The following is a 21876-nucleotide window of genomic DNA, read 5'->3' as shown; positions in this document are numbered from 1 at the left end:
CTGTGTTTAACGGGTTGCGAGTTCCATCACGGCGACGCGGCTGGCCTGGTCGCGGTCGAGGATGCCCTGGTTGCGGCCGCGGGCCAGCACCATGACCCGGTGCGACAGGCCCAGCACCTCGTCTAGATCGGAGCTGACCACGACCACCGCCATGCCGGAGGCGGCAAGGCCGGCGATGACGTCGTAGATCGCGGCCCGGGCGCCGACATCGATGCCGCGGGTCGGTTCGTCCAGGATGAACACCTTGGGGTCGCGCGCGATCCATTTCGCGATCACGACCTTCTGCTGGTTGCCGCCGGAGAGGTTGCCGGCGCGCTGGCCGGGGGCGCCCTTCACCCCCATCCGCGCGATCAGCCCGGCGGCGAAGCCGCGCACCCGGGCGGGGCTGATCCAGCCGCCGGGGGCGATGCGGTCGAAATTGGCATAGGCGATGTTGTCGGCGATGGAGTGGTCCAGCACCACGCCCTGCAGCTTGCGGTCTTCCGGCACCAGCATCACCCCGGCACGGATCGCATCCGCCGGACCGTGCAGCGCCACCGGTTTGCCGTCCACCGCCACCCGGCCGGCGGCGATCGGGTCGGCGCCGACGACGCCGCGCACCAGCTCGGTCCGCCCGGCGCCGACGATGCCGGCGATGCCGAAGATCTCGCCCGCCCGCACGGTGAAGCTGATGTCGCGATAGGCGCCGTCGGCCGCGGCGAGGCCGTCGACCTGCAGCCGGACCGCGTCGCCCGGCACCGTCACCGCCGGGAACATCCGGTCGACGCTGCGGCCGACCATCTGTTCGACCAGCGTCTTGACCGGCACCTGCGCCGTGTCGTGGGTGGCGACCAGCCGCCCGTCGCGCAGCACCGCGATGCGGTCGGCGATGCGGGCGATCTCGTCCAGCCGGTGGCTGATATAGACGAAGGAGACGCCGTCGCGGCGCAGCCGGTCGATCTGCTGGAACAGCCGCTCCGTCTCCTCCCCGCCCAGCGCGGCGGTCGGCTCGTCCAGGATCAGCAGGCGGGAGTTCAGGGTCAGCGCCTTGGCGATCTCGACCTGCTGCTGCGCCGCCACCCGCAGCCGGCGCACCGGCGTGGTCGGCGCGATGTCGAGGCCCAGCCGCCGCAGCTGCTCGCCGGCGCGGCGGTTCATCTCCGCCCGATCGATCCGGCCGCCGCCGGTCGGCAGCCGGCCGACGAACACGTTCTCGGCGATCGTCAGATCCGGCAGCAGCTTCATTTCCTGGTGGATCAGGCCGATGCCGGCCGCGATCGCATCCCCCGGCGCCGCCGGGGCATAGGGCCGGCCCTGCCAGCTCATCGTCCCGGCGCTGGGCGGCACCAGGCCAGAGATGATCGAGGACAGGGTCGACTTGCCGGCGCCGTTCTCGCCCAACAGGGCCAGCACCTCACCGGGCCGGATGTCGAGGTCGACCCCCTCCAGCACGGTGATGCCGCCATAGGCCTTGCCGATGCCGCGGATGGAGAGCCCCTCCGGGCCCTCCGCCGCGGCGGCGCGAACGGTCGCCGGTGCAGCCATTACGGATGCTTCTCGATGAAGCCGGCGACGTTGTCCTTGGTCGTCAGAGTTGCGGCCTGCAGCTGTTCCGCCGGCACCTTCTTGCCGTCGGCGAGGTCGAGCGCCGACTGCAGCGCCAGCCGGCCCATCTGCTGGGTGGTCTGGGTCATGGTCGCGTCCAGCGTGCCGCCTTGCACCGCCTTCAGCCCGGCGACGTCGCCGTCGAAGCCGAAGATCCAGGTCTTGTGGTCGAGATTGGCGACCTTGACCGCCTGCGCGGCGCCCAGTGCCAGGGCGTCGGCCCGGCCGAAGAACACCGAGATGGTCGGGTCGCGCTGCAGCATGTCCTGGGCGATGTTGAAGCCCTCATCCTGCATCCAGGCGGTGCTGGCCTGCTTGGCGCTGACCGTCAGGCCCGGGCACTTGGCCAGCGCCTCGGTGAAGCCCTTGTCGCGGTCCTGCTCCGGCGTCGTGCCGATCTGGCCCTGGATGACGGCGACATTGCCCTTGCCGCCGGTGACCTTGCAGACATAATCGCCCAGGGTGCGGGCGGCCGCGACGCTGTCGGTGGCGATGAAGGTGTCGCCCGGCGCATCGGCCGGGTTGCGGTCGACGGCGACGACCGGGATGCCGGCCGCCTTCGCGGTCTTGACCGGGACGCTGGCGGCGGTGGCGCCGGCCGGGATGTAGATCAGCGCGTCGATCTGCTGGGTGATCAGGTCCTGGATCTGGCTGACCTGGGTGGCGGAATCGCCCTTGGCGTCGACGGTGACGACCTTGATCCCCTGCTCCTTGGCCGCGGCCTCGACCGACTGCTTGATCTGGTTGAAGAAATCAGCCTGCAGGTTGGCGACGGCCAGGCCGATCACCTTGTCCTTGGCCCAGGCGGGGGAGCCGAGGGCGGTGCCGGCCAGCAGCGCCAGCGCGGCAACGACGATACGGGTCTTCATGGGTGGATCCTCTCCTGTTGCGACGGTCCTGCCGTCTTTGTGTCCCCGGGTCAGCGGTTGTTGCGCCGGCCGAGGGTGTCGAAGGTGACGGCGGCGGCGATCACCAGGCCGATCACCACCTGCTGCACGAAGGGCGAGACGCCGAGCAGGTTCAGCCCGTTGCGCAGCACGCCGATGATCAGGACGCCGACCACCGTGCCGCCGATGCTGCCGACGCCGCCGGACAGGCTGGCGCCACCGATCACGACCGCGGCGATGGTGTCGAGTTCGTAGCCCAGCCCGGCGCTGGGCTGGGAGGAGTCGAGCCGCGCCGCCAGCGCCATGCCGGCCACGCCGGCCAGCGCCCCGGCCGCGGCATAGACCGCGATCGTCACCCGGGCGACCTTGATGCCGGCCAGCCGCGCCACTTCGCGGCTGCCGCCGATGGCGTAGAGGTTGCGGCCGCCCGGCCGGAAGGTCAGGTACAGCCAGCTGACCGCGACCAGCACGACGAACAGGCCGACGGTCGCCGACAGGAAGCCGAAATTGCGGGTGATCGCCAACGAGGTGAACCAGTCGGGATAGCCGACGATCTGGGTGCCGTCGGTCAGGATGTTGGCCAGGCCGCGCGCCACCGACATCATGGTCAGGGTGGCGATGAAGGCGGGCAGCCGCGCCAGGGTGATGAGCAGGCCGGAGGCCAGGCCGCACACCGCGCCGGCGCCGATGCCGAGCAGGATGGCCAGGGCCATCGGCAGCTCCATGTCGCGCGCCAGCCAGCCCATCACCATCATCGACAGCGCCAGGACCGACCCGACCGACAGGTCGATGCCGCCGATCACGATCACCGCCGTCATGCCGATGGCGAGGATGCCGAGCACGGTGATCTGGTCGAGCACGTTGAGCGCGTTGCGCACCGACAGGAAATGATCCGAGGCGAAGGAGAAGATCACGCACAGCAGGACCAGGCCGATCAGCGGGCCCTGGGCGCCGCTGGTCAGGCTGAGCCGCGGCAGGAACGTCCTGTGGGCCGGTCGGTCGATGCGCGCTTCCATTCCCTACATCCTTTTTCGTGTCATCCGGCAGGGCAGCTCAGCGCCCCGCCGTCTCCGGCGGCTTACCTGAGGCGCGCCGCACCGCCTGCCGCCAGCCGTCCCGCTCGGTCCCGCGCCGCTCCGCCGGCATCACCGGGACGAAGCCGTGGCGGTCGCGGGGCAGCGCCTTCAGATCGTCCCAGGACCACAGCCCGGCGCCGAGCCCGGCGAGATGCGCCGCGCCGAGCGCCGACAATTCGGCGGTGTCCGACCGCAGCACCTCGCAGCCGGCCAGGTCGGACAGCAGTTGCATCAGCACCGGGTTGCGGGTCGGGCCGCCATCGACATGCAGGGCGTGGACCCGGCCGACGCTGCGATCGATCGCCTCGACCACATCGGCGATCTGGTGCGGGATCGATTCCAGCGCCGCGCGGGCCACCGCGGCCCGGCCGGTGCCGAGGCTGAAGCCGGCCAGCAGGCCGACGGCATTCACGTCCCACCACGGCGCGCCGAGGCCGTTGAAGCCCGGCACCAGGAACACGCCATCGCTGGACGCATTCGCCGCCAGGTCGGCGAGGTCCTGGGTCGACAGGCCGAGCAGATCCGCCACCCACCGCAGCGTCGACCCGGCGGCGCGGATATTGCCCTCCGCGGCCAGGGCCGGGCCGTCGACCGACCAGGCGATGGTCAGGCACAGGCCGGGATCGAGCGCATCGGCGTCGTCGACCAGCCCCATCACCGAGGAGCCGGTGCCGGTCGTCGCCTTGATCTGCCCAGGCACGAAGGCGCCATGGGCGAACAGGGCGGCGTGGGAATCGCCGAGCACGGCGGTGACCGGCACGCCGTCCGGCAGCGGGCCGAGGCCGCGCACGGCCGGGAACGGCCCGGTCGAGGACACCACGCGCGGCAGCGCCGCCTCCGGCACGCCGAACAGGGCGAGCAGGTCGGGGTCCCAGGCGGCGCGGCGGACATCGAGCAATTGGGTGCGGGAGGCGTTGCCGGCCTCGGTCACCGCGTCGCCGCCGAAGCGGCTGAGCAGCCAGGCATCGATGGTGCCGAGGCAGATCTCGCCGGCCTTGGCCCTGGCACGGTCCGGATCGAGCGTATCGAGCAGCCATTTCGCCTTGGCGGCGGAGAACATCGGGTCGAGCGGCAGGCCGCTGCGCCGCCGCACCAGCGCTTCCGTCCCGGGCGTCCGCAGCGCCTCGCACACCGGGCCGGTGCGCTGGTCCTGCCAGCTGATCAGCGGCGACAGCGCCTCACCGGTCCTGCGGTCCCACATCACAAGGGATTCGCGCTGGGTGCTGAAGCCGACCGCCGCGACCCGGTGCGGGTCCTGGCCGTCGAGACACGCGGCCACGGCCGCCCGCACGCTGTCCCAGATCGCCGCCGGGTCCTGTTCGACCCAGCCCGGCCGCGGATGGCTTTCGCCCAGCGGCGCCATGCCGCGCGCCACCACCGCCCCCGCAGAATCGACCAGCAGCGCCTTGGTGGAGCTGGTACCCTGGTCGATGGCGAGGATGAGCGGGGCCGGCACGGTCAGCCCACCAGCTGGCGCGCGGCAGCGGCGATGCCCTGCGCGTTCAGTCCGAAATGGTCGAGCAGGAAGGCGGCGTCGCCGGTCGGGGCGAAACCGGTGACGCCGAGGATGCGCATCGGCACCGGATGGGCCTGCGATACCAACTCGGCAACCGCACCGCCCAGGCCGCCCTGCACCACCGCCTCCTCCACCGTCACGATCCGGCCGGTCTCCTTGGCGGCGCGGACCAGCGGCGCTGGGTCGAGCGGCTTGATGGTGGCGACGTTGAGCACGCGGGCTTCGATCCCCTCCCCCGCCAGCAGCGAAGCGGCCTCCAAGGCGCGCGACACCATGGTGCCGGTGGCGACCAGGGTAACGTCCGTCCCGGCCCGCAGTTCCTGGGTGGCGCCGCCGTCGAAATCGGTGCCGGCCGGGGTCACCTCCGGCACCGGGAAGCGGCCGACGCGCAGGAACACCGGGCGGCCGGCGCCGGCGGCCCAGCGCACCGCGTCCCGCGTCTGGGTCGGGTCGGCCGGCACCATCACGGTGAGGTCGGAGATCGCGCGGGTCCAGGCGAGATCCTCGATCGAATGATGGGTCGGCCCCAGCTCGCCATAGGCCATGCCCGGGCTCATGCCGCACAGCACCACATGGTAGAAATTATAGGCCGCATCGGCCTTGATCTGCTCCAGCGCCCGGCCGGTCAGGAAGGGCGAGGCGGCGCAGACGAAGGGGATGAACCCGCCATTGGCCAGGCCGGCGGCGACCCCGACCATGGTCTGTTCGGCGATGCCGACATTGACCAGCCGGTCGGGGAATTCGGCGGCGAAGGCGACCAGGTTGCTGGAGCCGACGGAATCGTTGCACACCGCGACGATGCGCGGGTCGGTGCGGGCAAGGTCGATCAGCGTCTCGGCGAAGGCCTTGCGGCAATCGAAGGTGCCGGCCTGGGCGACTTTGTCAGCGCTCATCGGGCCAGCTCCGCCAGGGCCTGTTCCACCTGTGCCGGCGTCGGCACCTTGTGGTGCCACTCCACCCGATCCTCCATGAAGGACACGCCCTTCCCCTTGATGGTGCGCGCGATCACGCAGCGCGGCTTGCCCGCGGGCGCGGCGGTGAAGGCCGCCCACAGGGCGCCATGGTCATGGCCGTCCAGCTCGACCACGTCCCAGCCGAAGGCGCGCCACTTGTCGGCCAGCGGCTCCAGCCGGTTGGTGTCCTCGGTGCGGGCGCCCTGCTGCAGCCGGTTGCGGTCGACGATCGCGGTCAGGTTGTCCAGCCTGCGGTGGCCGGCGGACATCGCCGCCTCCCAGTTGCTGCCCTCCTGCAGCTCGCCGTCGCCGAGCACGACGAAGGTGCGCCACGACGCCTTCGCCAGCTTCGCCGCGACGGCGCAGCCGACACCGATCGGCAGGCCGTGGCCGAGCGGGCCGGTGTTGGCCTCGACCCCCGGCACCTTGCGCCGGTTGGGGTGGCCGTTCAGCACCGACAGCGGCGCCATGAAGCTGTCCAGCAGATCGGGCGGGATGAAGCCGCGCAGCGCCAGCGCGCTGTACAGCGCCGCGGCGCAATGACCCTTGCTGAGGATGAAGCGGTCGCGGTCGGCCCAGGCCGGCTTGGCCGGGTCGAGGTCGAGCACGCCGAAGAACAGGGTGGCTATGATGTCGCTGACCGACAGGTCGCCGCCGACATGCCCCAGCCCGGCCCGCCCGATGGTGCGGAGCACAGAGCCGCGGATCGCGGTCGCGGCCCCGGCCAGCAGGCGTGCCCGCTCGGCCCCGTCCACCGCGGCGATGCGCGCCGGGGACAGGGCGTCAGGAGCGGTTGTCATCTGCACTTCGGACACTCATCCTCCGGACTGAATATTTATTCACACTCAGATTTAAATTCATGCTACGGTGAGAAAATCGGATCGTCAAGCCGATTGCTGCCGCATGGCGTTCCACGGCCTTTCCTCCAAAAGGGGTAGGCTGGATTGGAGTTTCGGCAATGGATCCGGAAGGCGCCCCTTGACCCACGGGCAACCATCCATGAATATCCAGACTTTATTGCATAAAATTGCAACGCGCCGATCCGGCGAGCCCTGCACCGAGACCGCCCGCCGATGACCCGCATCAACGAGCTTCGTCTGATCACCCGCGTGGCGCAGATGTATTACGTCGACGGGCTGAAGCAGTCCGACATCTCGCAGCGGCTGCACATCTCGCAGGCCACGATCTCGCGCCTGCTGAAGCGGGCGCAGGCCGAATCCATCGTCCGGATCACCATCAACGCGCCGCGCGGCACCTATGTCGAGCTGGAGACCGGCTTACGCGACCGCTTCGGCCTGACCGAGGCCATCGTCGCCGAATGCGGCGAGGACCGCGAGGAATCGATCCTGGCCGGCATCGGCGACGCCGCGGCGCATTTCCTGGAGACCACGCTGGACGATGGCGACGTCATCGGCATCTCGTCCTGGAGCGCCTCGCTGCTGCGCATGGTCGACGGCATCAACCCGCTGAAGCGCGTGGCGGCGGAACGGGTGGTGCAGATGCTGGGCGGCATGGGCAACCCCGCGGTGCAGGGCCACGCCACCCACCTGACCACCCGCCTGGCCCAGCTGACCGGGTCGCAGCCCCAGCTGCTGCCCGCCCCCGGCGTCGCCGGCTCGGCCTCGGCCAGGCGGGCGCTGGTGGCCGACCCCTATGTCCGCGCCACGATGGACCAGTGGCGGCGCATCACCCTGGCCCTGGTCGGCATCGGCGCGGTCGAGCCGTCGAAGATGCTGGCCAACAGCGGCAACGTCTTCACCGGCGAGGAGCTGGAGGCGGTGGTGGCAGCCGGCGGCGTCGGCGACATCTGCCTGCGCTTCTTCGGCGGCTACGGCGCGCCGGTCCGCACCGCGCTGGACGAAAGGGTGATCGCGATGACGCTGGACGAGATCGGCACCATCCCGCGCATCGTCGGCGTGGCCGGCGGCGCCCGCAAGGTCGCGGCGATCCGCGGCGCCCTGCTGGGCCGGCACATCAACATCCTGATCACCGACCGGTTCACGGCGGAAAAGCTGCTGGCCCAGTCCGACGGCGATTTCGCCCGCTGATCCTTACATCGACACCAAAAGAGTTCCGGGAGAGACCCCATGCCCCGCTTCACCGACAAGACCGTCGTTATCACCGGCGCCAGCCGCGGCATCGGCGCCGCCATCGCCCGCCGTTTCGCATCGGAAGGCGCCGCCGTCCTGCTGGCAGCGAACGAGCCTTTGGTGGCCGAGGTCGCGGCGCGGATCGAGGCCGAAGGCGGCCGGGCCGCATCCTTCGTCGCCGACGTCACCGACAAGGCCCAGGTGGTCGCCCTCTATGACGAGGCGGAGCGGCGCTTCGGCGCGGTCGACATCTCGGTCCAGAACGCCGGCGTCATCACCATCGCCCGGATCGAGGACATGACCGAGGCCGAGTGGGACAAGGTGCTGGCGGTCAACACCAAGGGCGTCTTCCTGTGCTGCCAGGAGGCGATCCGCCGGATCCGCAAGCACGGCCGCGGCGGCCGGCTGATCAACACCGCATCGGGCCAGGCGCGCCAGGGCTTCGTCTTCACGCCGCACTACGCCGCCTCGAAATTCGGCGTGGTCGGCGTGACCCAGAGCCTGGCCAAGGAGGTGGCGAAGGAAGGCATCACCGTCAACGCCTTCTGCCCCGGCATCATCGACACCGACATGTGGGCCTATAACGACGCCGCCTGGGGCAAGCTGCTGGGCGATTACAAGCCGGGCGAGCTGATGGCCGAATGGGTCCAGGGCATCCCGATGGGCCGCGCCGGCAGCGGCGAGGACGTCGCCGGACTGGTCGCCTTCCTGGCCAGCGACGACGCCGCCTACATCACCGGCCAGACCATCAATGTCGATGGCGGCCTGATCATGTCCTGAGCCGGCGGCGGGCCCGTTGGCCAATGTCGGCCCGCCTCCCCGCTCGATCCGCATGACATAGTCCGTCGCGCCCATCTGGCCGCCCTTCGGCGCGATCTCAAGTCCGGCGTTGCCGCCGGCGCTGATGCCGCGCGTCAGCCGGGCCTGCCGCAGAATGTCGCCGGGCACCATGCCGAGGCCGACGCCGATCGCCCGCCCGAGGCCATGCGCATCCGCCGCGCCGCCGTCAAGCACCCGTTCGGGACCATCGAGGCCTGGATGGGCGCCCGGCCGCCCATGTAGGCGATGCGGGCCTGAGACACAGACCCGATGCTCGTTGGAGGCGGCGACCCCGGACCCCAGTCCATTCGGATGGTGGCGGCGCCGGCCCGTGCCGAACCGCGGTTCGCGATGACGTGGCAATTTCCACACCTTGTCTGCCATCGATCGAGAGGCGAGCCGCGAACTGCCGCGATCTGCTCATGAATCGATCACCTCAGCCTGAATGACAACCAATATCGATCATATTTTTGATTGACTGTGATCGGGAATCGCCGATTATCTGAGCGAAGGAGGGCGACATGTCGGGCGAGCGTCTGGACGTCATCAGGCATCATCTCTATGTGCGAGGCGCCGCGAGCGTGCAGGATCTCTGCGACGCGACGGGGGCTTCGCTCGCGACCATCCGGCGCGATCTCCAGCGGCTGGAGGAAGAGGGCGCGGTCGAGCGCACCCATGGCGGCGTCCGCCTGGCGGAGAGCGCCGGCGTCGAGACCGCCTTCCGGGTCCGCGAAAGCCAGAACATCCGCGCCAAGCGGATGATCGCCCGCAGCGCCTATGACCTGATCCGGCCGCAGACCACGATCTTCCTCGATGCCGGCACCACGGTGCTGCAGGTCGCACGGCTGCTGCGGCTGCAGCCGATCGCGGTCTCCATCTTCACCAACGGCCTCGCCGTCGCCAACGAGCTCGCCAATGTGCCGGCGCTTCGCGTCACGGTGATCGGCGGCCAGCTGCGCAACGAGAACCTGTCCTTCGTCGGCCCCCAGGCCGAACAGGTCCTCGGCGAGGTCTGGTTCGACCAGCTGTTCATGGGCTTCAGCGCCGCGCATGAGGATGGTTCGATCAACACGCTGGACGTCCATGAGGCGAGCCTGAACCGCCGCATGCTGACCCGGACGGCGACGCCGATCCTGCTGGCCGACTCCTCCAAATTCGGGCTGCGCGCCACCTATGGCGTCGCGCCGCTCCAGCCCCCCCTGAAGGTGGTCAGCGACGAAGGCCTCTCCGAGGCGTGGCGGAAACGCCTGGCCGACCTCGGGGTCGATCTCCTGGTCGCGGCCGACGGGGAGGATGCCTGATGGCGGTCGTGATCGGGATCGACGGCGGCGGATCGAAGACGCTGCTGGCCGCGGCCGATGAAGACGGCACGGCGACCGCCTGCCTGCGGGAGTCCGGCTGCAACCCGTTCGACGAGCCGGGCTGGCGGGACATTCTCGCGACGCTCGGGGCACGGTCGGCAGCCCTGCGTGCGGACGCCGCTGCGGTCGCCCTGGGCATGCCGGGCTACGGCGAGGTCGTCGAGGTGTCGCGGCAGCAGGAGGAAGCGGCTGCCGCCTTCTCCGACCGGCCGGTGATCGTGATGAACGATGTCCAGGCGGCGTTCGAAGGCGCCTTCGCCGGCCGCCCCGGCGTCCTGCTGCTCGCCGGCACCGGGTCGATGGCCTGGGCCTCCGCCGGGGATGGAAGCCACGTCAGGGTCGGCGGCTGGGGCGACGCCTTCGGCGACGAAGGCAGCGCGTTCTGGATCGGCAAGGAGGCCGTCACCCGCGCCAGCCGCGCGATCGACGGCCGCGACGACGCGCCGGGCTTCGGCGAGGCGCTGTTCTCGTTCCTCGGGCTCCCATTCGATGATCCCTATGACGCGCTGATCGGCTGGTATCGGTCACGTGCCCATCTGCGGTCGGACCTCGCCGCCCTGGCGCTGTTCGTCGATCGCGAGGCCGAGGCCGGCCGTCCCGAGGCGCTGCGCATCCTGGACGAGGCCGCCGACCATCTCGCCCGGCATGTCGTGGCCGCGTGGCGGGCGATCGGCGGCGACGGCCCCATCCGCTGGAGCGTCGCCGGCGGCGCCTTCGCCAGCGCCCAGCTTCGTACTCGCGTCGCCGACCGGGTCGGGACGCCCTATCGCGAGCCGATCCTGCCGCCGGTCGGCGGCGCACTCCGCTGTGCGGCGATCGCCGCCGGCTGGGCGGTGGATCGGGCCTGGATCGACCGGCTGCGGACCTCGCTCATCTCCTGTGCGGGGTCCGAGCCGACCAAGCAATGAAATCAAAAACCGGGAGTGTCTGGGATGACGATCTCTAAAACCCTGTCGCGGACAGTGGCCATGACGGCGCTGGCCATCGGCCTGGCCTGGGCACAGGCCGCCGCCGCGGAAACCATCACGGTGCTGCTGCCGTCCTTCGGGGCCGATGCGGCGACCAAGGCCCTGACCGAGGAATTCACCAAGGACACCGGCATCGAGGTCCAGCTGCAGACCATGCCGTGGGACAACATCCGCCCGAAGATCGTGACCTCGATGGTCGCGGGAACCGCGCCGGCCGATGTGATCGAGTTCGACTGGTCCTGGGTCGGTCAGTTCGGCGCGGCGAAGTGGTTCACCCCCCTCGACGGCAAGTTCGACCAGGCGCTGGTGGACGACATGCCGACCGCCGGCGTCTTCGTCTATGACGGCGCGCGGCTCGGCATTCCCTATGCCAACGACTTCCGGCTGCACTCCATCAACACCGCCTATCTCAAGCAGGCCGGCATCACCGACCTGCCGAGGACGCCGGACGAGATCATCCGGGACGCCCGGATCCTCAAGGACAAGAAGGTCGTCGAGTTTCCCATCAGCATCCCGCTCTCCGCGACCGAGGGGGCGGCGACCGCCTGGTACTTCACCACCCGCATGTTCGGGGGCGAGCTGTTCGACAAGGACTGGAACCCGCTGTTCACCGATCCCGCCTCGCCAGGCTACAAGGCGCTGCAATGGGTGGTCGACGGGCTGCATGACGGGCTGATCAACCCCGCCATGACGGGGATGAGCGACCAGGAGACCACCGCCGCCTTCGCGCATGGCGCCGCGGCGTTCGACATCGCCGGTCACCCCTATGACCTCGCGATCTACCAGGACAAACAGCGCTCGACCATTCCCGGCCTCGCCGCCCTCGGCCTGACGGGGGCCGACCCTTCGACCCTGCGCACCATCGGCCTGCCGGAAGCGCTCGCGATCCCGGTCAACTCCGAACACAAGGATTCGGCGGTCAAGTTCATCCAGTGGTGGGCCGACCATCAGGCGAAGATCTACACCGCCGTCGCCGTGTTGCCGACGCGGACCTCGGCGCTGAAGGCCCTGTCCCAGGACGGCCAGCTGGTCGGTGGCGACGACATCGCCAAATACGGCGCCTTCACCCAGGCGATCTTCGCCCAGGGCACGCCGCCCTGGTACTCGGAATTCAGCAGCGCCGCGTCCGCCACCATCAACCAGGCGGCCAAGGGCCAGATCAGCGTCGACGACGCGATGAAGCAGATCGCCGCCCGCGCCCAGTCGGCGATGCAGCAGTAGCCGCGGGCCAACGGGGACCAGGGCGATGACGATGTCGATGACGAAACCCGATCGGATCTCGGCGGCACGGCGCATCGCGGCGCTGCGCCTGCCGGGCCGTGACGCCCGGCTCGGCCTCCTGCTGATCGCGCCGATCGTCCTGGTCATGGGCGCCCTGGTGCTGCTGCCCCTGGTGCTGACGGCGTGGGACAGCCTGTACCGCATCGATCCGATGCGGGCGGGGACGCCGTTCATCGGCGCCGCCAACTACGTCAACCTGTTCAACGACCCGGAGGTGCGGGCCGCCACCGCCAACACGGCCTGGATCGTGCTCCTCGCCGTCATCCTGGAGACGGTCGGCGGCGTCGCCTTCGCCCTCTTGCTGCAGAGCATGGGGCCGGTCCGCAAATGGCTGCTCGCCGCCATCATCCTGCCCTGGGCGATGCCGTCGGTGGTCAATTCGCTGATCTGGAGCTGGATGTTCAACCCGAGCTACGGCGTGCTCAACGCCATCCTGCACGGGCTCGGGCTGATTCCCGCCGGCTATGTCTGGTCGAACGACCGCACCGCGGCCCTCCTCATCATCACCATCGTCCATGTCTGGAAGATGCTGCCGCTGACCGCGGTCATCATGCTGGCGGCGCTGCAGACCATCCCGATGCATCTCTACGAGGCGGCGAAGATCGACGGCGCCGGGCCGATCCGGACCTTCTTCTCGATCACGCTGCCGATGACGATGGGGGCGCTGGCGATCGCGATGACGCAGTCGACGGTGTCCGCCTTCAACCTGTTCGACGAGGCCTGGATCCTCGGCGGGGCCAGCCTCGACACCCGGACCCTGCTGATCCAGGTCTACATGTCCGCCTTCCAGAACCTCCACATGTCCTACGGGATGGCGCTGTCCATCCTGGTCCTGATCGCATCCCTCGCGGTCTCCCTGATCTATGTCGCGCGCCGCCGCGGCGAGACCCAGGGGGAGTAGGAGGACGCCATGCCGAAATCCCGCGCCATCCAGCCCAAGAAGATCTTCAAGGGCCTGTTCATCGCTTTCGTGCTGATCTGGTCGCTCGGGCCGATCTACTGGTCGATCAACTCCAGCCTGATGCAGCCGGTCGATCTCCTGGCCCAGCCGCCGCATGCGGTGCCGCCGGCCCCGACGCTCGCCCACTACACCGGCCTGCTCGGCCTCGAGAACGCCGCCGACAACGCCACCGGGCAGTCGATCTGGCCGCAGTTCCGCAGCGCGACGATCAACAGCATCGTCACCGCCGTGGCCGCCACCCTGGCGACGATCGTGCTCGCGGCCCTCGGCGGCTACGCCTTCGCCCGGCTCCACTTCCCCGGCCGCAACATCGTCTTCGGCCTGGTCGTCGCGACGCTGGCGGTGCCCGGCTACACCGTCATCATCCCGCTGTATCGGGAAATGATCGCGCTGAAGCTGGTCGACACCTATCTCGGGCTGACGCTGATCTACGTCTCTGCCTTCCTGCCGCTCGCGCTGTGGATGATGCGCAGCTTCTTCTCCGGCCTGCCGGTGGTGCTGGAGGAGGCCGCGGCGATCGACGGCGCCGGGCGGATGCGCATCCTGTTCCGGATCGTGCTGCCGCTCGCGCTTCCCGGCCTGATCGCCGCCGGCATCATCACCTTCCTCAGCGTCTGGCAGCAGTTCGGCATCCCCCTGGTGTTCTCGCCGACCGCGGCGACCAAGCCGCTGACGGTGATGATCCCGGAACTCGCGTCCCGCCACGACATCAATTACGGCCTGCTCAACGCCGCGGGCATCCTGGCGATCATCCCCCCGTTCATCGTCGTCTTCTTCCTCAACCGGTTCCTGGTGCAGGGCCTCACGGCCGGCACCGGCAAGTAACCGCTCCCGCTCACCCGAGGTACACCCCTATGAATGCAACGGAGCGCAGCATCGTGGAGCAGTTCCCGTTCTGGGACCGCGCGCCACAGCTCCCGATCACGGCCGATGCCGGGCGGCGCTACGTCGTCGTCGGCTGCGGCACCTCCTTCTATCTCGCCCAGAGCGTCGCCTCGGCCATGAACCTCGCGGGCATTGAGGCGGTGGCAGTGCCGGGAAGCGAATGGACCCACCGTCCGCGCGCCTGGGTGGCGAACGAGACCGGCGTCATGGTCATGGTGCTGTCGCGCAGCGGGGAGTCGACCGAATCCGTCCAGGCCGCACAGCGCAGCCGGCAAGCGGGGCTGCCGGTGATCGGCGTCACCTGCGAGGCCGGCAGCAGCCTGGCGCGCAATTCGGACCATGTCCTGTTCGCCACGACCCATCCCGAGGAGGGCATCGTGATGACCGCCTCGGCCAGCCTGATGGTGCTGCTGGGCTTGCGCTTCATCGGCCAGGCCGTCGGCCCGGAGACGTCGCTTGAGGCCCGCCGGGTGTTGCAGGCGCTCGACCACGGCCTGCCCGCCGTGCTCGCCGACCGTTCCCATTTCGTGTTTCTCGGCAGCGGCCCGCTCTACGGCATCGCCCAGGAGGGGGCACTGAAGCTGCAGGAGATGAGCCTCAGCTACACCCAGGCCTATCACCCGATGGAATACCGGCATGGCCCGGTCAGCCTGGTCGATGACCGCACGCTGGTCGTGATGCTCACCAGCGACGCGCTGCGGGACGAGGAAGCGAAGCTCGCGCGGGAATTGCAGGCCAAGGGCGCGCGGGTGATCGGCTTCGGCGGCCCGGGCGACCTCTCGATCGAGGTCACGGCGCCCGACGCCCTCCGCGGCTTGGTCTGCCTGCCCGCGCTGCAGCTGCTCGGCGAGCGGGTCGCTCTTCGCCGCGGCATTGATTCCACCGCTCCCCGCCACCTCACCAAGGTCGTCCTGGTCGCCTGAGCCGGCCTCCGGCCGCAAGAGCAAATCGGAAACAGAGAGCCGACATGGCAAAAATCACCTTCATCGGCGCCGGCAGCACCGTGTTCGCCCAGAACCTGCTCGGCGACATCCTCAGCTATCCCGAACTCGCGGACAGCGAGATCCATCTCTACGACATCGATGCCGAGCGGCTTTCGACCTCGGAGATCGTGGCGCGGAAGATCGCGGATGCGCTGAAGATCAAGCCCACCATCGTCGCCACGACCGATCGCGACCGCGCCCTCGATGGCGCCGACTATGCGATCAACATGATCCAGGTCGGCGGCTACAAACCCTGCACCGTCACCGACTTCGAGCTGCCGAAGAAATACGGGCTGCGCCAGACCATCGCCGACACCCTGGGCATCGGCGGCATCATGCGTGGCCTCCGGACGATCCCGGTGCTGGTCGGCATGGCGCGCGACATGGAGCGGCTGTGCCCCGACGTGCTCCATCTCAACTACGTCAACCCGATGGCGATGAACTGCTGGGCGCTCAACCGCGCAAGCCCCATCCGCACCGTCGGGCTCTGCCACAGCGTCCGCGGCACCGCGGCCCAGCTCGCCCGTGACATCGGCGTGCCGGTCGAGGAGATCAACTACCTCGCCGCGGGCATCAACCACATCGCCTTCTATCTCAAGTTCGAACGGAACGGCGAGGATCTCTATCCGCTGATCCGGAAGGTCGCCCAGGACGGCCGGGTCCCCGAAGACAACCGCGTGCGCTACGACCTGCTCCAGCGGTTCGGCCACTTCGTCACGGAGTCGAGCGAGCACTTCTCCGAATATGTGCCCTGGTACATCAAGCGCGACCGGCCGGAGGCGATCGAGCGGCTGAACATCCCGCTCGACGAATACATCCGCCGCTGCGAGGTCAATATCGCGGAATGGCAGCAGACCCAGGCCGAGATGGAGGATCCCAAGACGGTCATCCAGGCCGTCCGCAGCAACGAATATGCGTCGGAGATCATCCACAGCCGCGAGACCGGCATCAGCCGGGTGGTCTACGGCAATGTCATCAATCGGGGATCGATCACCAACCTCCCTGCCGATTGCTGCGTCGAGGTGCCGTGCCTCGTCGACGGGAACGGGGTGCAGCCGGTCACGGTCGGCGAGATCCCGATGCACCTCGCGGCGCTGATGCAGACCAGCATCAACGTCCAGCGCCTCACCGTCGAGGCGGCGCTGACCGGCGACCGCAGCCACGTCTACCACGCGGCGATGCTCGATCCGCACACCGCGGCCGAACTCGGCCCGGACCAGATCTGGTCGCTGGTCGACGAGCTGATCGAAGCCCATGGCGAGTGGCTGCCGGCCTCGCTCCGGCATGCCGCATAGCAGCGAAGGGAAGATCGTAAGATGAGCGTCGAGACCCTTGCCGGCCTGTCCCGCCGTCGCGCCGACGGCACCAGGCGCGGTCTGCCGTCGGTGTGTTCCGCCCATCCGCTCGTGGTCGAGGCCGCCCTGCGCGAAGGGCTGGCCGCGGAATCCGACGTGCTGATCGAGGCGACCTGCAACCAGGTGAACCAGGATGGCGGCTACACCGGCATGACCCCCGCCGGCTTCCGCCGCTTCGTCGAAGGGATCGCCGACCGTGTCGGCTTTGCGCGCGACCGGCTGATCCTGGGCGGCGATCATCTCGGCCCCAACCCCTGGAAGCACCTCGACGCCGAGGTGGCCTTCGCCAAGGCGGACGCCATGATCGCGGCCTATGTCGAAGCCGGCTTCGCCAAGATCCATCTCGATGCCAGCATGGGCTGCCGCGGCGAGCCGGAGGCGCTGGAGGACGAGACGGTCGCCAGCCGGGCGGCGCGCCTGGCGGCGGTCGCCGAGGCCCGGTCGGATGGCAGCCGGCGCCCGGTCTATGTCATCGGCACCGAGGTGCCGGTTCCCGGTGGGGCGTGGGAGGCGGCGGCCGATCACCTCCAGGTCACGAGGCCGGAGGCCGCGGAGCGCACCGTCGCGGTGCATGCCGCGGCCTTCGCCGGTCGCGGCCTGGAAACCGCGTTCGAGCGCGTGATCGGGCTGGTGGTCCAGCCGGGCGTCGAATTCGGCGACGGCGAGGTCATCCGCTACGATCCCGCCCGCGCCGCGGCCCTCTCTTCATGGCTGGGCGATCATGCGCCGCTGGTCTTCGAGGCGCATTCGACCGACTACCAGACGGAGGAAGGGCTCGAAGGGCTCGTGCGGGACGGCTTCGCGATCCTGAAGGTCGGCCCCTGGCTGACCTTCGCCCTGCGCGAAGTCCTCTACGGCCTCGACGCGATCGCGGATGAGCTCGACCCCGCCCGCAGCGCCGCCTCGCTCCGCGCCACCATGGAACGGCTGATGTGCGCCGAACCCGAACATTGGCAGCGCTACTATGGCGGCGATGCCACGGCGGCCCGCATCAAGCGACACTACAGCTACAGCGACCGCATCCGCTACTACTGGCCCCATCCCGAGGCCCGAGAGGCGGTCGACCGGCTGTTCGACCGCCTCGCCGGGGGCGCCATACCCGAGACGCTCGTGAGCCAATATCTCGCCCCGCTCTATCCTGCTGTGGCGACGAGGGTGGTCAGGGCCGAGGCGCCTGACCTCGTCATGGCGGCGCTCGGCCAGGTCCTTGCCCGGTATCGACGGGCCTCCGGTCCCGGTGGCCGTGGCGGATGACCCAGAAGCGCCATGTCTGGTCGGTTCGTCGCCGGCAAGGGTGCCGACGCATCGGCGAACACCAACCTATTGGGGCGCCCCCTCGGGAGACCGTCGAGCCATCCAACGTGTCAAAGAGGATGAACACGCGATCCTGAGTGCTGTGTAAGCCTCGACAAGATCGGCAAGGCTGAAGCTGCGATTGAGCCCGCTTGGGTTCGGCAGGATCCACACGACGGCACCGCAGAAGCGGGCGGATTGCCGCCCCCAATCGACCTTGTCCCCTGCGATCGCCTCATAGGCCGCCTTGCCCAGGAAGGCGATGGTCTCGGGCCGGAAGTGATCGATCTTGGCGCGGAGCCCATCCCCCGAGTCACGGAGTTCGCGGCCCTGGAGTTCGCCGGCGCTGCGCGTGGCCCGCGGGACGGCGGCGGTGATGCCGCAGCCGAAGGCGAGCAGGCGGCGGTCGTCCTGCGCCCGGATCCGCTCGGGCGTGAAGCCGGACAGGTGCAGGACGGGCCAGAAGCGGTTGGATGCCGATCCGAAATTGTGGCCGGAGACCGCGGCTTGTGCGCTGGGGTTGATGCCGCAGAAGACGACCGGCAGCTCCGGCGCCAATATGTCGAAATAGGACAGGTCCATCGGTGGCTACCGGGGCGTCACGGGGATGTCGTTGCGCGGCGGCGTCATCGGGTTGGGCGGCGGGCGGCGCAGCAGAAGCAGCAGCAGCAGTGCCAGCGCCAGCACCCAGGCGACGATCCAGAAACCGTCGATATAGGCCAGCACGTAGGCTTCGCGCTGCACGAAGCGGCCGGCCTGGGCCATGCCCTGGCTGGTCTCCAGCCCGATATTGTTCGCACGCTGGCTGAAGACGTTGGAGAGCGCGGTCACGATGCGGTCCACGGCGTCCGAGCCCGAAACCACATGCTGCCCGATCAGGTTCGAATAGACCTGCTCGCGCACCCGCACGAAGGTCTGCATGAAGGCGGTCCCCAGCTCGATGCCGAACAGCCGGGAGATCTGGATGGTAGCGGCGATGGCGGCGGCCTGGGGCGGCTTGATGTTCGAGACCGCGAAGGTGACCAGCGAGGTGATGCCGATCGCCAGGCCCACCGCCTCGACGATCTGGGAGGGCAGGAAGTCGCCGTTGGCCCAGTCATGGGTCAGGCCCGTGTCCATCCAGCTGCCGATCGCGATCAGGGCGAAGCCGATGGCGAGGAGGAGGCGGGCATCGACCCGGCGCAGCGCCAGCACCACCAACGGGATGATCACGAATTGCGGCAGGGCGATCCAGTTCAGGACATCACCGACCTGCAGCGCCCGCAGGCCCTGGATCCGCGTCAGATAGTCCGGCAGGACAAAGGCCGTGGCCTGGGACCCGAAGCCGTAGATGCAGATCAGCAGCGCCGGGATCGCGACATTCGCCTGGGCCAGCACCGGCAGGTGGATCAGCGGATGCTCGACGGTCGCCTCATTGACGATGAAGGCGACGACCAGCAGCAGGCCCCCCGTCAGGCAGCCGACGACGATTCCGGAATTCAGCCAGTCGAGACGGTTGCCCTGGTCCAGCCCGACATAGACCAGCCCGAAACCCAGGCCGGCGAAGATGATGGCGCCCCAGTCGGTGCGGCGCAGCAGGTCGCGGTTGATGCCCTCGCGAGGCACGGCCCACAGGATGAGCAGGACCATGACGGAGGTCAGCACGACGTTCTGCCAGAAAATCCACTGCCATTGGCCGGTCTCGGAATACCAGGCCTCGAGCGAGGCGGCGACGTTCTGGGAGAAGGTGAAGCGGAAGGCATAGGCGGCGATGCCCCAGATCCACCAGCGCGGCGCCAGGCTGCGCAGGATGAAGCCGAGGGACGCGGGGATGAAGGTGCCGACCGCGAGGCCGCGGACGACCTGCAGGGCGATGACGGCGTCGTAGCCGGCCATGAAGGGCAGCAGCAGCGAGGACAGGATGAAGATCGCGCTGGCCCAGAGCAGGAAGCGCCGCGGGCCAAGGACCGTGCTGAGCCAGGCCGCGCACGGCGCCACCACCATCTGGCTGGCGGAGAAGGCGGTGGTCAGCCACGAGCCCTCGTCGAAGCCGAGGCCGAGGCCACCGCGGATGTCGGCCAGGCCGAAGGTGGTGACCCGCGTGTTCAGCGTCGAGATGACGGCGCCCAGCAGCACCGCCGCGACGCCGGCCACCGGGCGCAGACAGGGCGCGGGCGCGGCCGGGACGCGGGCGCCGGCCGCCTCGACGGCGGCGGTCACGGCTTCGCCGGCTGGCTGTCGGTCAGGATCGTCACGACCGCCGACATGCCGGGACGCAGCCGGCCGGCGAGCGGGCTGCCGGGATCGAGCACGATCTTGACCGGGATCCGCTGCACCACCTTGGTGAAATTGCCGGTGGCGTTGTCCGGCGGCAGCAGGCTGAACTGCGATCCGCTGGCCGGCGCGATGCTGTCGACCCGCCCGGTCACGGTCACCCCGGGAAAGGTGTCGACGGTGACCTCGGCCTTCTGGCCGATCGCCACGCGGGTCAGTTGGGTCTCCTTGTAGTTCGCGATCACCCAGACATTGTCCAGCGGGACCACGGAGATGACCTGGGTGCCGGGGCGCAGATATTGTCCCGCGCGAACCCCGCGCTCGCCCACCATGCCGTCCACCGGCGCGATGATCCGGGTGTATCCGAGATTGGTCTTGGCCAGCGCGAGCGCCGCGTCCTTGGCCTTGGCATCGGCACGGAGCTGCAGTTCCTGGGTGTCGAGCACGCCCATCTGCCGGCGGGCGGCTTCGAGTTCGGCCTGGTTGCGCGTGAGGGTGGCCTCGAAGCGCTTTTCATCGGCGAGCGCCTGCTCAACCCTCTGGGGGGTGCCGAAGGTGGTCCCCAGCAAGGTCTGCTGGCGGTTCAGCTCCAGCTTGGTGCGGTCGACATCGGCCTGGGTCGCGGCGATGACGCTCTGCGCCTGGTCGATCTCGGCATGCTGCAGGTCCTTGCGCGCCTTCAAATTCTGGATCGCCGCCGCCGCGCCCAGCACATCCGCATCGGCCTGGTCCACCCGCGCCCGATAGTCCTGGTCGTCGATCTCGACCAGCAGGTCCCCGGCCTTGACGAACTGGAAATCGGTCACGGCCACGCGGTCGACATAGCCGTCGACCTGGGCGCTGAGAGGGGTGATGTCGCCGCGCACATAGGCATTGTCCGTGTCCTGGCGGCTCGCCTGGCCGACCCAGACATCCCAGCGGATGACGAACAGGGCGACGATTCCGCCCGCGATGACGAGGATCACCAGCCGGAGCAACCAGGCCCCCAGCCGACGCGATGGCTTGGTGCCGGGGCTCTGGTCGGGGCCGGCGGGCGGCTGCCCGGAAGCAGGTGTCGGCCCAGACGGGCTGACGGCCGCGGAAGTTGGCTGCCCATCCATCACGATTCCCCGATACGCTGGCTTGATCCAGGAACTGTAGTCGGCGGCCTGTCGCGTTGTCGACTATGCCCACGGCTAGGTCTGGCCACCAATTTCCGCGGCGTTTTCCAGAAACAGGAGCAGCAGGATGGATGACATTGGGATTCGAGAGGCCCTCGACCGTCACTGGGCCGCTTCCGATACCAACGATTTCGATGCCGAGCACGACATCTACCGGGAGGACGCGGTGCTCGAATACCCACAGTCCGGCGAGCGCATCCGGGGCCGCCGCAACATTCAGGCGTCGCGCGCGGCGCAGCCGAATTCGAAGCGCTTCACGGTGCGCCGCATCACCGGCGCAGGCGACCTTTGGGTCACGGAATTCATCCTCTCCTATGACGGCCGGCCGTCCTTTACGGTGAGCATCATGGAGTTCCTCGACGGCAATGTGACGCGCGAGACCCAATACTTTGCCGACCCGTTCGAGCCCGGGCCTTCGCGCGCGCAGTGGGTCGAGCGCATGGGATGACCT

At 69.3% G+C, this 21876-nt stretch carries 20 protein-coding genes; 11 read left to right on the top strand and 9 right to left on the bottom strand.

Features of this window, described 5'->3' with window-relative positions:
- Positions 1 to 6: 6 nt before the first annotated feature.
- Genes E9232_RS28585 through E9232_RS28560 form a run of 6 tightly spaced genes read right to left on the bottom strand, consistent with a single transcriptional unit; the run spans position 7 to position 6816 of the window.
- Positions 7 to 1524: a sugar ABC transporter ATP-binding protein gene (locus tag E9232_RS28585; protein ID WP_309799977.1), complete on the bottom strand. Its 1518-nt coding sequence runs from the start codon at positions 1522 to 1524 to the stop codon at positions 7 to 9.
- Positions 1524 to 2453 (bottom strand): sugar ABC transporter substrate-binding protein, encoded by a 930-nt coding sequence (locus E9232_RS28580; protein WP_309799976.1) that lies wholly within the window; start codon positions 2451 to 2453, stop codon positions 1524 to 1526. Before E9232_RS28580 ends, E9232_RS28585 begins: the two co-directional genes overlap by 1 nt.
- A gap of 50 nt (positions 2454 to 2503) precedes the next feature.
- Positions 2504 to 3487 (bottom strand): ABC transporter permease, encoded by a 984-nt coding sequence (locus E9232_RS28575; RefSeq protein WP_309799974.1) that lies wholly within the window; start codon positions 3485 to 3487, stop codon positions 2504 to 2506.
- A 37-nt stretch (positions 3488 to 3524) separates the two neighbouring features.
- Positions 3525 to 5003, bottom strand: coding sequence for an FGGY-family carbohydrate kinase (locus E9232_RS28570; protein WP_309799973.1), 1479 nt, complete (start codon positions 5001 to 5003; stop codon positions 3525 to 3527).
- Positions 5004 to 5005: 2 nt separating this feature from the next.
- The gene (locus E9232_RS28565; RefSeq protein ID WP_309799971.1) at positions 5006 to 5956 is read right to left on the bottom strand and encodes a transketolase family protein; all 951 of its coding nucleotides are present in this window, start codon (positions 5954 to 5956) and stop codon (positions 5006 to 5008) included.
- Entirely contained in the window at positions 5953 to 6816 is an 864-nt protein-coding gene (locus E9232_RS28560) for a transketolase (RefSeq protein WP_309799969.1), read from the bottom strand. The genes E9232_RS28565 and E9232_RS28560 overlap by 4 nt, the downstream gene beginning before the upstream one ends.
- Before the next feature lie 273 nt (positions 6817 to 7089).
- Between E9232_RS28560 and E9232_RS28555 the strand changes: the two genes are divergently transcribed.
- The 10 genes from E9232_RS28555 (at position 7090) to E9232_RS28510 (ending at position 17973) form a co-directional block, all read left to right on the top strand.
- The gene (locus E9232_RS28555; protein ID WP_309799967.1) at positions 7090 to 8064 is read left to right on the top strand and encodes a sugar-binding transcriptional regulator; all 975 of its coding nucleotides are present in this window, start codon (positions 7090 to 7092) and stop codon (positions 8062 to 8064) included.
- A 39-nt stretch (positions 8065 to 8103) separates the two neighbouring features.
- Positions 8104 to 8886, top strand: coding sequence for an SDR family oxidoreductase (locus E9232_RS28550; protein WP_309799965.1), 783 nt, complete (start codon positions 8104 to 8106; stop codon positions 8884 to 8886).
- 560 nt (positions 8887 to 9446) lie between these two features.
- On the top strand, positions 9447 to 10226 hold the full coding sequence (locus tag E9232_RS28545; RefSeq protein ID WP_309799963.1) for a DeoR/GlpR family DNA-binding transcription regulator: 780 nt from the start codon (positions 9447 to 9449) through the stop codon (positions 10224 to 10226).
- On the top strand, positions 10226 to 11194 hold the full coding sequence (locus E9232_RS28540; RefSeq protein WP_309799961.1) for an N-acetylglucosamine kinase: 969 nt from the start codon (positions 10226 to 10228) through the stop codon (positions 11192 to 11194). Before E9232_RS28545 ends, E9232_RS28540 begins: the two co-directional genes overlap by 1 nt.
- 24 nt (positions 11195 to 11218) lie before the next feature.
- Positions 11219 to 12475, top strand: coding sequence for an extracellular solute-binding protein (locus E9232_RS28535; protein WP_309799959.1), 1257 nt, complete (start codon positions 11219 to 11221; stop codon positions 12473 to 12475).
- Positions 12476 to 12512: 37 nt separating this feature from the next.
- The gene (locus tag E9232_RS28530) at positions 12513 to 13436 is read left to right on the top strand and encodes a carbohydrate ABC transporter permease (RefSeq protein ID WP_309799956.1); all 924 of its coding nucleotides are present in this window, start codon (positions 12513 to 12515) and stop codon (positions 13434 to 13436) included.
- Between the two features lie 9 nt (positions 13437 to 13445).
- The gene (locus E9232_RS28525; RefSeq protein ID WP_309799955.1) at positions 13446 to 14321 is read left to right on the top strand and encodes a carbohydrate ABC transporter permease; all 876 of its coding nucleotides are present in this window, start codon (positions 13446 to 13448) and stop codon (positions 14319 to 14321) included.
- A gap of 29 nt (positions 14322 to 14350) precedes the next feature.
- Complete coding sequence (locus E9232_RS28520; RefSeq protein WP_309799953.1) at positions 14351 to 15304, top strand: SIS domain-containing protein; 954 nt, start codon at positions 14351 to 14353, stop codon at positions 15302 to 15304.
- A 44-nt stretch (positions 15305 to 15348) separates the two neighbouring features.
- Positions 15349 to 16659: an alpha-glucosidase/alpha-galactosidase gene (locus E9232_RS28515; RefSeq protein ID WP_309799951.1), complete on the top strand. Its 1311-nt coding sequence runs from the start codon at positions 15349 to 15351 to the stop codon at positions 16657 to 16659.
- 21 nt (positions 16660 to 16680) lie between these two features.
- On the top strand, positions 16681 to 17973 hold the full coding sequence (locus E9232_RS28510) for a D-tagatose-bisphosphate aldolase, class II, non-catalytic subunit (protein ID WP_309799949.1): 1293 nt from the start codon (positions 16681 to 16683) through the stop codon (positions 17971 to 17973).
- A gap of 66 nt (positions 17974 to 18039) precedes the next feature.
- Here the strand turns inward: E9232_RS28510 and mug are convergent, their stop codons facing one another.
- The 3 genes from mug to E9232_RS28495 are packed head-to-tail and all read right to left on the bottom strand — an operon-like array spanning position 18040 to position 21242.
- The gene (gene mug / locus E9232_RS28505) at positions 18040 to 18594 is read right to left on the bottom strand and encodes a G/U mismatch-specific DNA glycosylase (protein WP_309799947.1); all 555 of its coding nucleotides are present in this window, start codon (positions 18592 to 18594) and stop codon (positions 18040 to 18042) included.
- Between the two features lie 6 nt (positions 18595 to 18600).
- A complete protein-coding gene (locus E9232_RS28500; RefSeq protein WP_309799946.1) occupies positions 18601 to 20211 on the bottom strand; it encodes an MFS transporter in 1611 nt (536 codons plus the stop codon).
- On the bottom strand, positions 20208 to 21242 hold the full coding sequence (locus tag E9232_RS28495; RefSeq protein ID WP_309799944.1) for an HlyD family secretion protein: 1035 nt from the start codon (positions 21240 to 21242) through the stop codon (positions 20208 to 20210). Before E9232_RS28495 ends, E9232_RS28500 begins: the two co-directional genes overlap by 4 nt.
- 250 nt (positions 21243 to 21492) lie before the next feature.
- On the opposite strand from E9232_RS28495, the gene E9232_RS28490 reads away from it, so the two are divergent.
- Positions 21493 to 21873, top strand: coding sequence for a nuclear transport factor 2 family protein (locus tag E9232_RS28490; RefSeq protein ID WP_309799942.1), 381 nt, complete (start codon positions 21493 to 21495; stop codon positions 21871 to 21873).
- The last annotated feature ends 3 nt before the right edge of the window (positions 21874 to 21876 follow it).

Origin of the sequence: Inquilinus ginsengisoli (assembly GCF_031453975.1) — a bacterium.
GTDB lineage: Bacteria > Pseudomonadota > Alphaproteobacteria > DSM-16000 > Inquilinaceae > Inquilinus > Inquilinus ginsengisoli_A.
This window is presented reverse-complemented; position numbering and strand designations above follow the sequence as displayed.

Bases quoted from the DNA above. Each gene is read 5' to 3' on its own strand.
- E9232_RS28490 (WP_309799942.1), top strand. From the start codon at position 21,493: ATGGATGACATTGGGATTCGAGAGGCCCTCGACCGTCACTGGGCCGCT.
- E9232_RS28545 (WP_309799963.1), top strand. From the start codon at position 9,447: ATGTCGGGCGAGCGTCTGGACGTCATCAGGCATCATCTCTATGTGCGA.
- E9232_RS28550 (WP_309799965.1), top strand. From the start codon at position 8,104: ATGCCCCGCTTCACCGACAAGACCGTCGTTATCACCGGCGCCAGCCGC.
- E9232_RS28510 (WP_309799949.1), top strand. From the start codon at position 16,681: ATGAGCGTCGAGACCCTTGCCGGCCTGTCCCGCCGTCGCGCCGACGGC.
- E9232_RS28535 (WP_309799959.1), top strand. From the start codon at position 11,219: ATGACGATCTCTAAAACCCTGTCGCGGACAGTGGCCATGACGGCGCTG.
- E9232_RS28580 (WP_309799976.1), bottom strand. From the start codon at position 2,453: ATGAAGACCCGTATCGTCGTTGCCGCGCTGGCGCTGCTGGCCGGCACC.
- E9232_RS28515 (WP_309799951.1), top strand. From the start codon at position 15,349: ATGGCAAAAATCACCTTCATCGGCGCCGGCAGCACCGTGTTCGCCCAG.
- E9232_RS28560 (WP_309799969.1), bottom strand. From the start codon at position 6,816: ATGACAACCGCTCCTGACGCCCTGTCCCCGGCGCGCATCGCCGCGGTG.
- E9232_RS28530 (WP_309799956.1), top strand. From the start codon at position 12,513: ATGACGAAACCCGATCGGATCTCGGCGGCACGGCGCATCGCGGCGCTG.
- E9232_RS28555 (WP_309799967.1), top strand. From the start codon at position 7,090: ATGACCCGCATCAACGAGCTTCGTCTGATCACCCGCGTGGCGCAGATG.
- E9232_RS28585 (WP_309799977.1), bottom strand. From the start codon at position 1,524: ATGGCTGCACCGGCGACCGTTCGCGCCGCCGCGGCGGAGGGCCCGGAG.
- E9232_RS28525 (WP_309799955.1), top strand. From the start codon at position 13,446: ATGCCGAAATCCCGCGCCATCCAGCCCAAGAAGATCTTCAAGGGCCTG.
- mug (WP_309799947.1), bottom strand. From the start codon at position 18,594: ATGGACCTGTCCTATTTCGACATATTGGCGCCGGAGCTGCCGGTCGTC.
- E9232_RS28540 (WP_309799961.1), top strand. From the start codon at position 10,226: ATGGCGGTCGTGATCGGGATCGACGGCGGCGGATCGAAGACGCTGCTG.
- E9232_RS28575 (WP_309799974.1), bottom strand. From the start codon at position 3,487: ATGGAAGCGCGCATCGACCGACCGGCCCACAGGACGTTCCTGCCGCGG.
- E9232_RS28520 (WP_309799953.1), top strand. From the start codon at position 14,351: ATGAATGCAACGGAGCGCAGCATCGTGGAGCAGTTCCCGTTCTGGGAC.
- E9232_RS28565 (WP_309799971.1), bottom strand. From the start codon at position 5,956: ATGAGCGCTGACAAAGTCGCCCAGGCCGGCACCTTCGATTGCCGCAAG.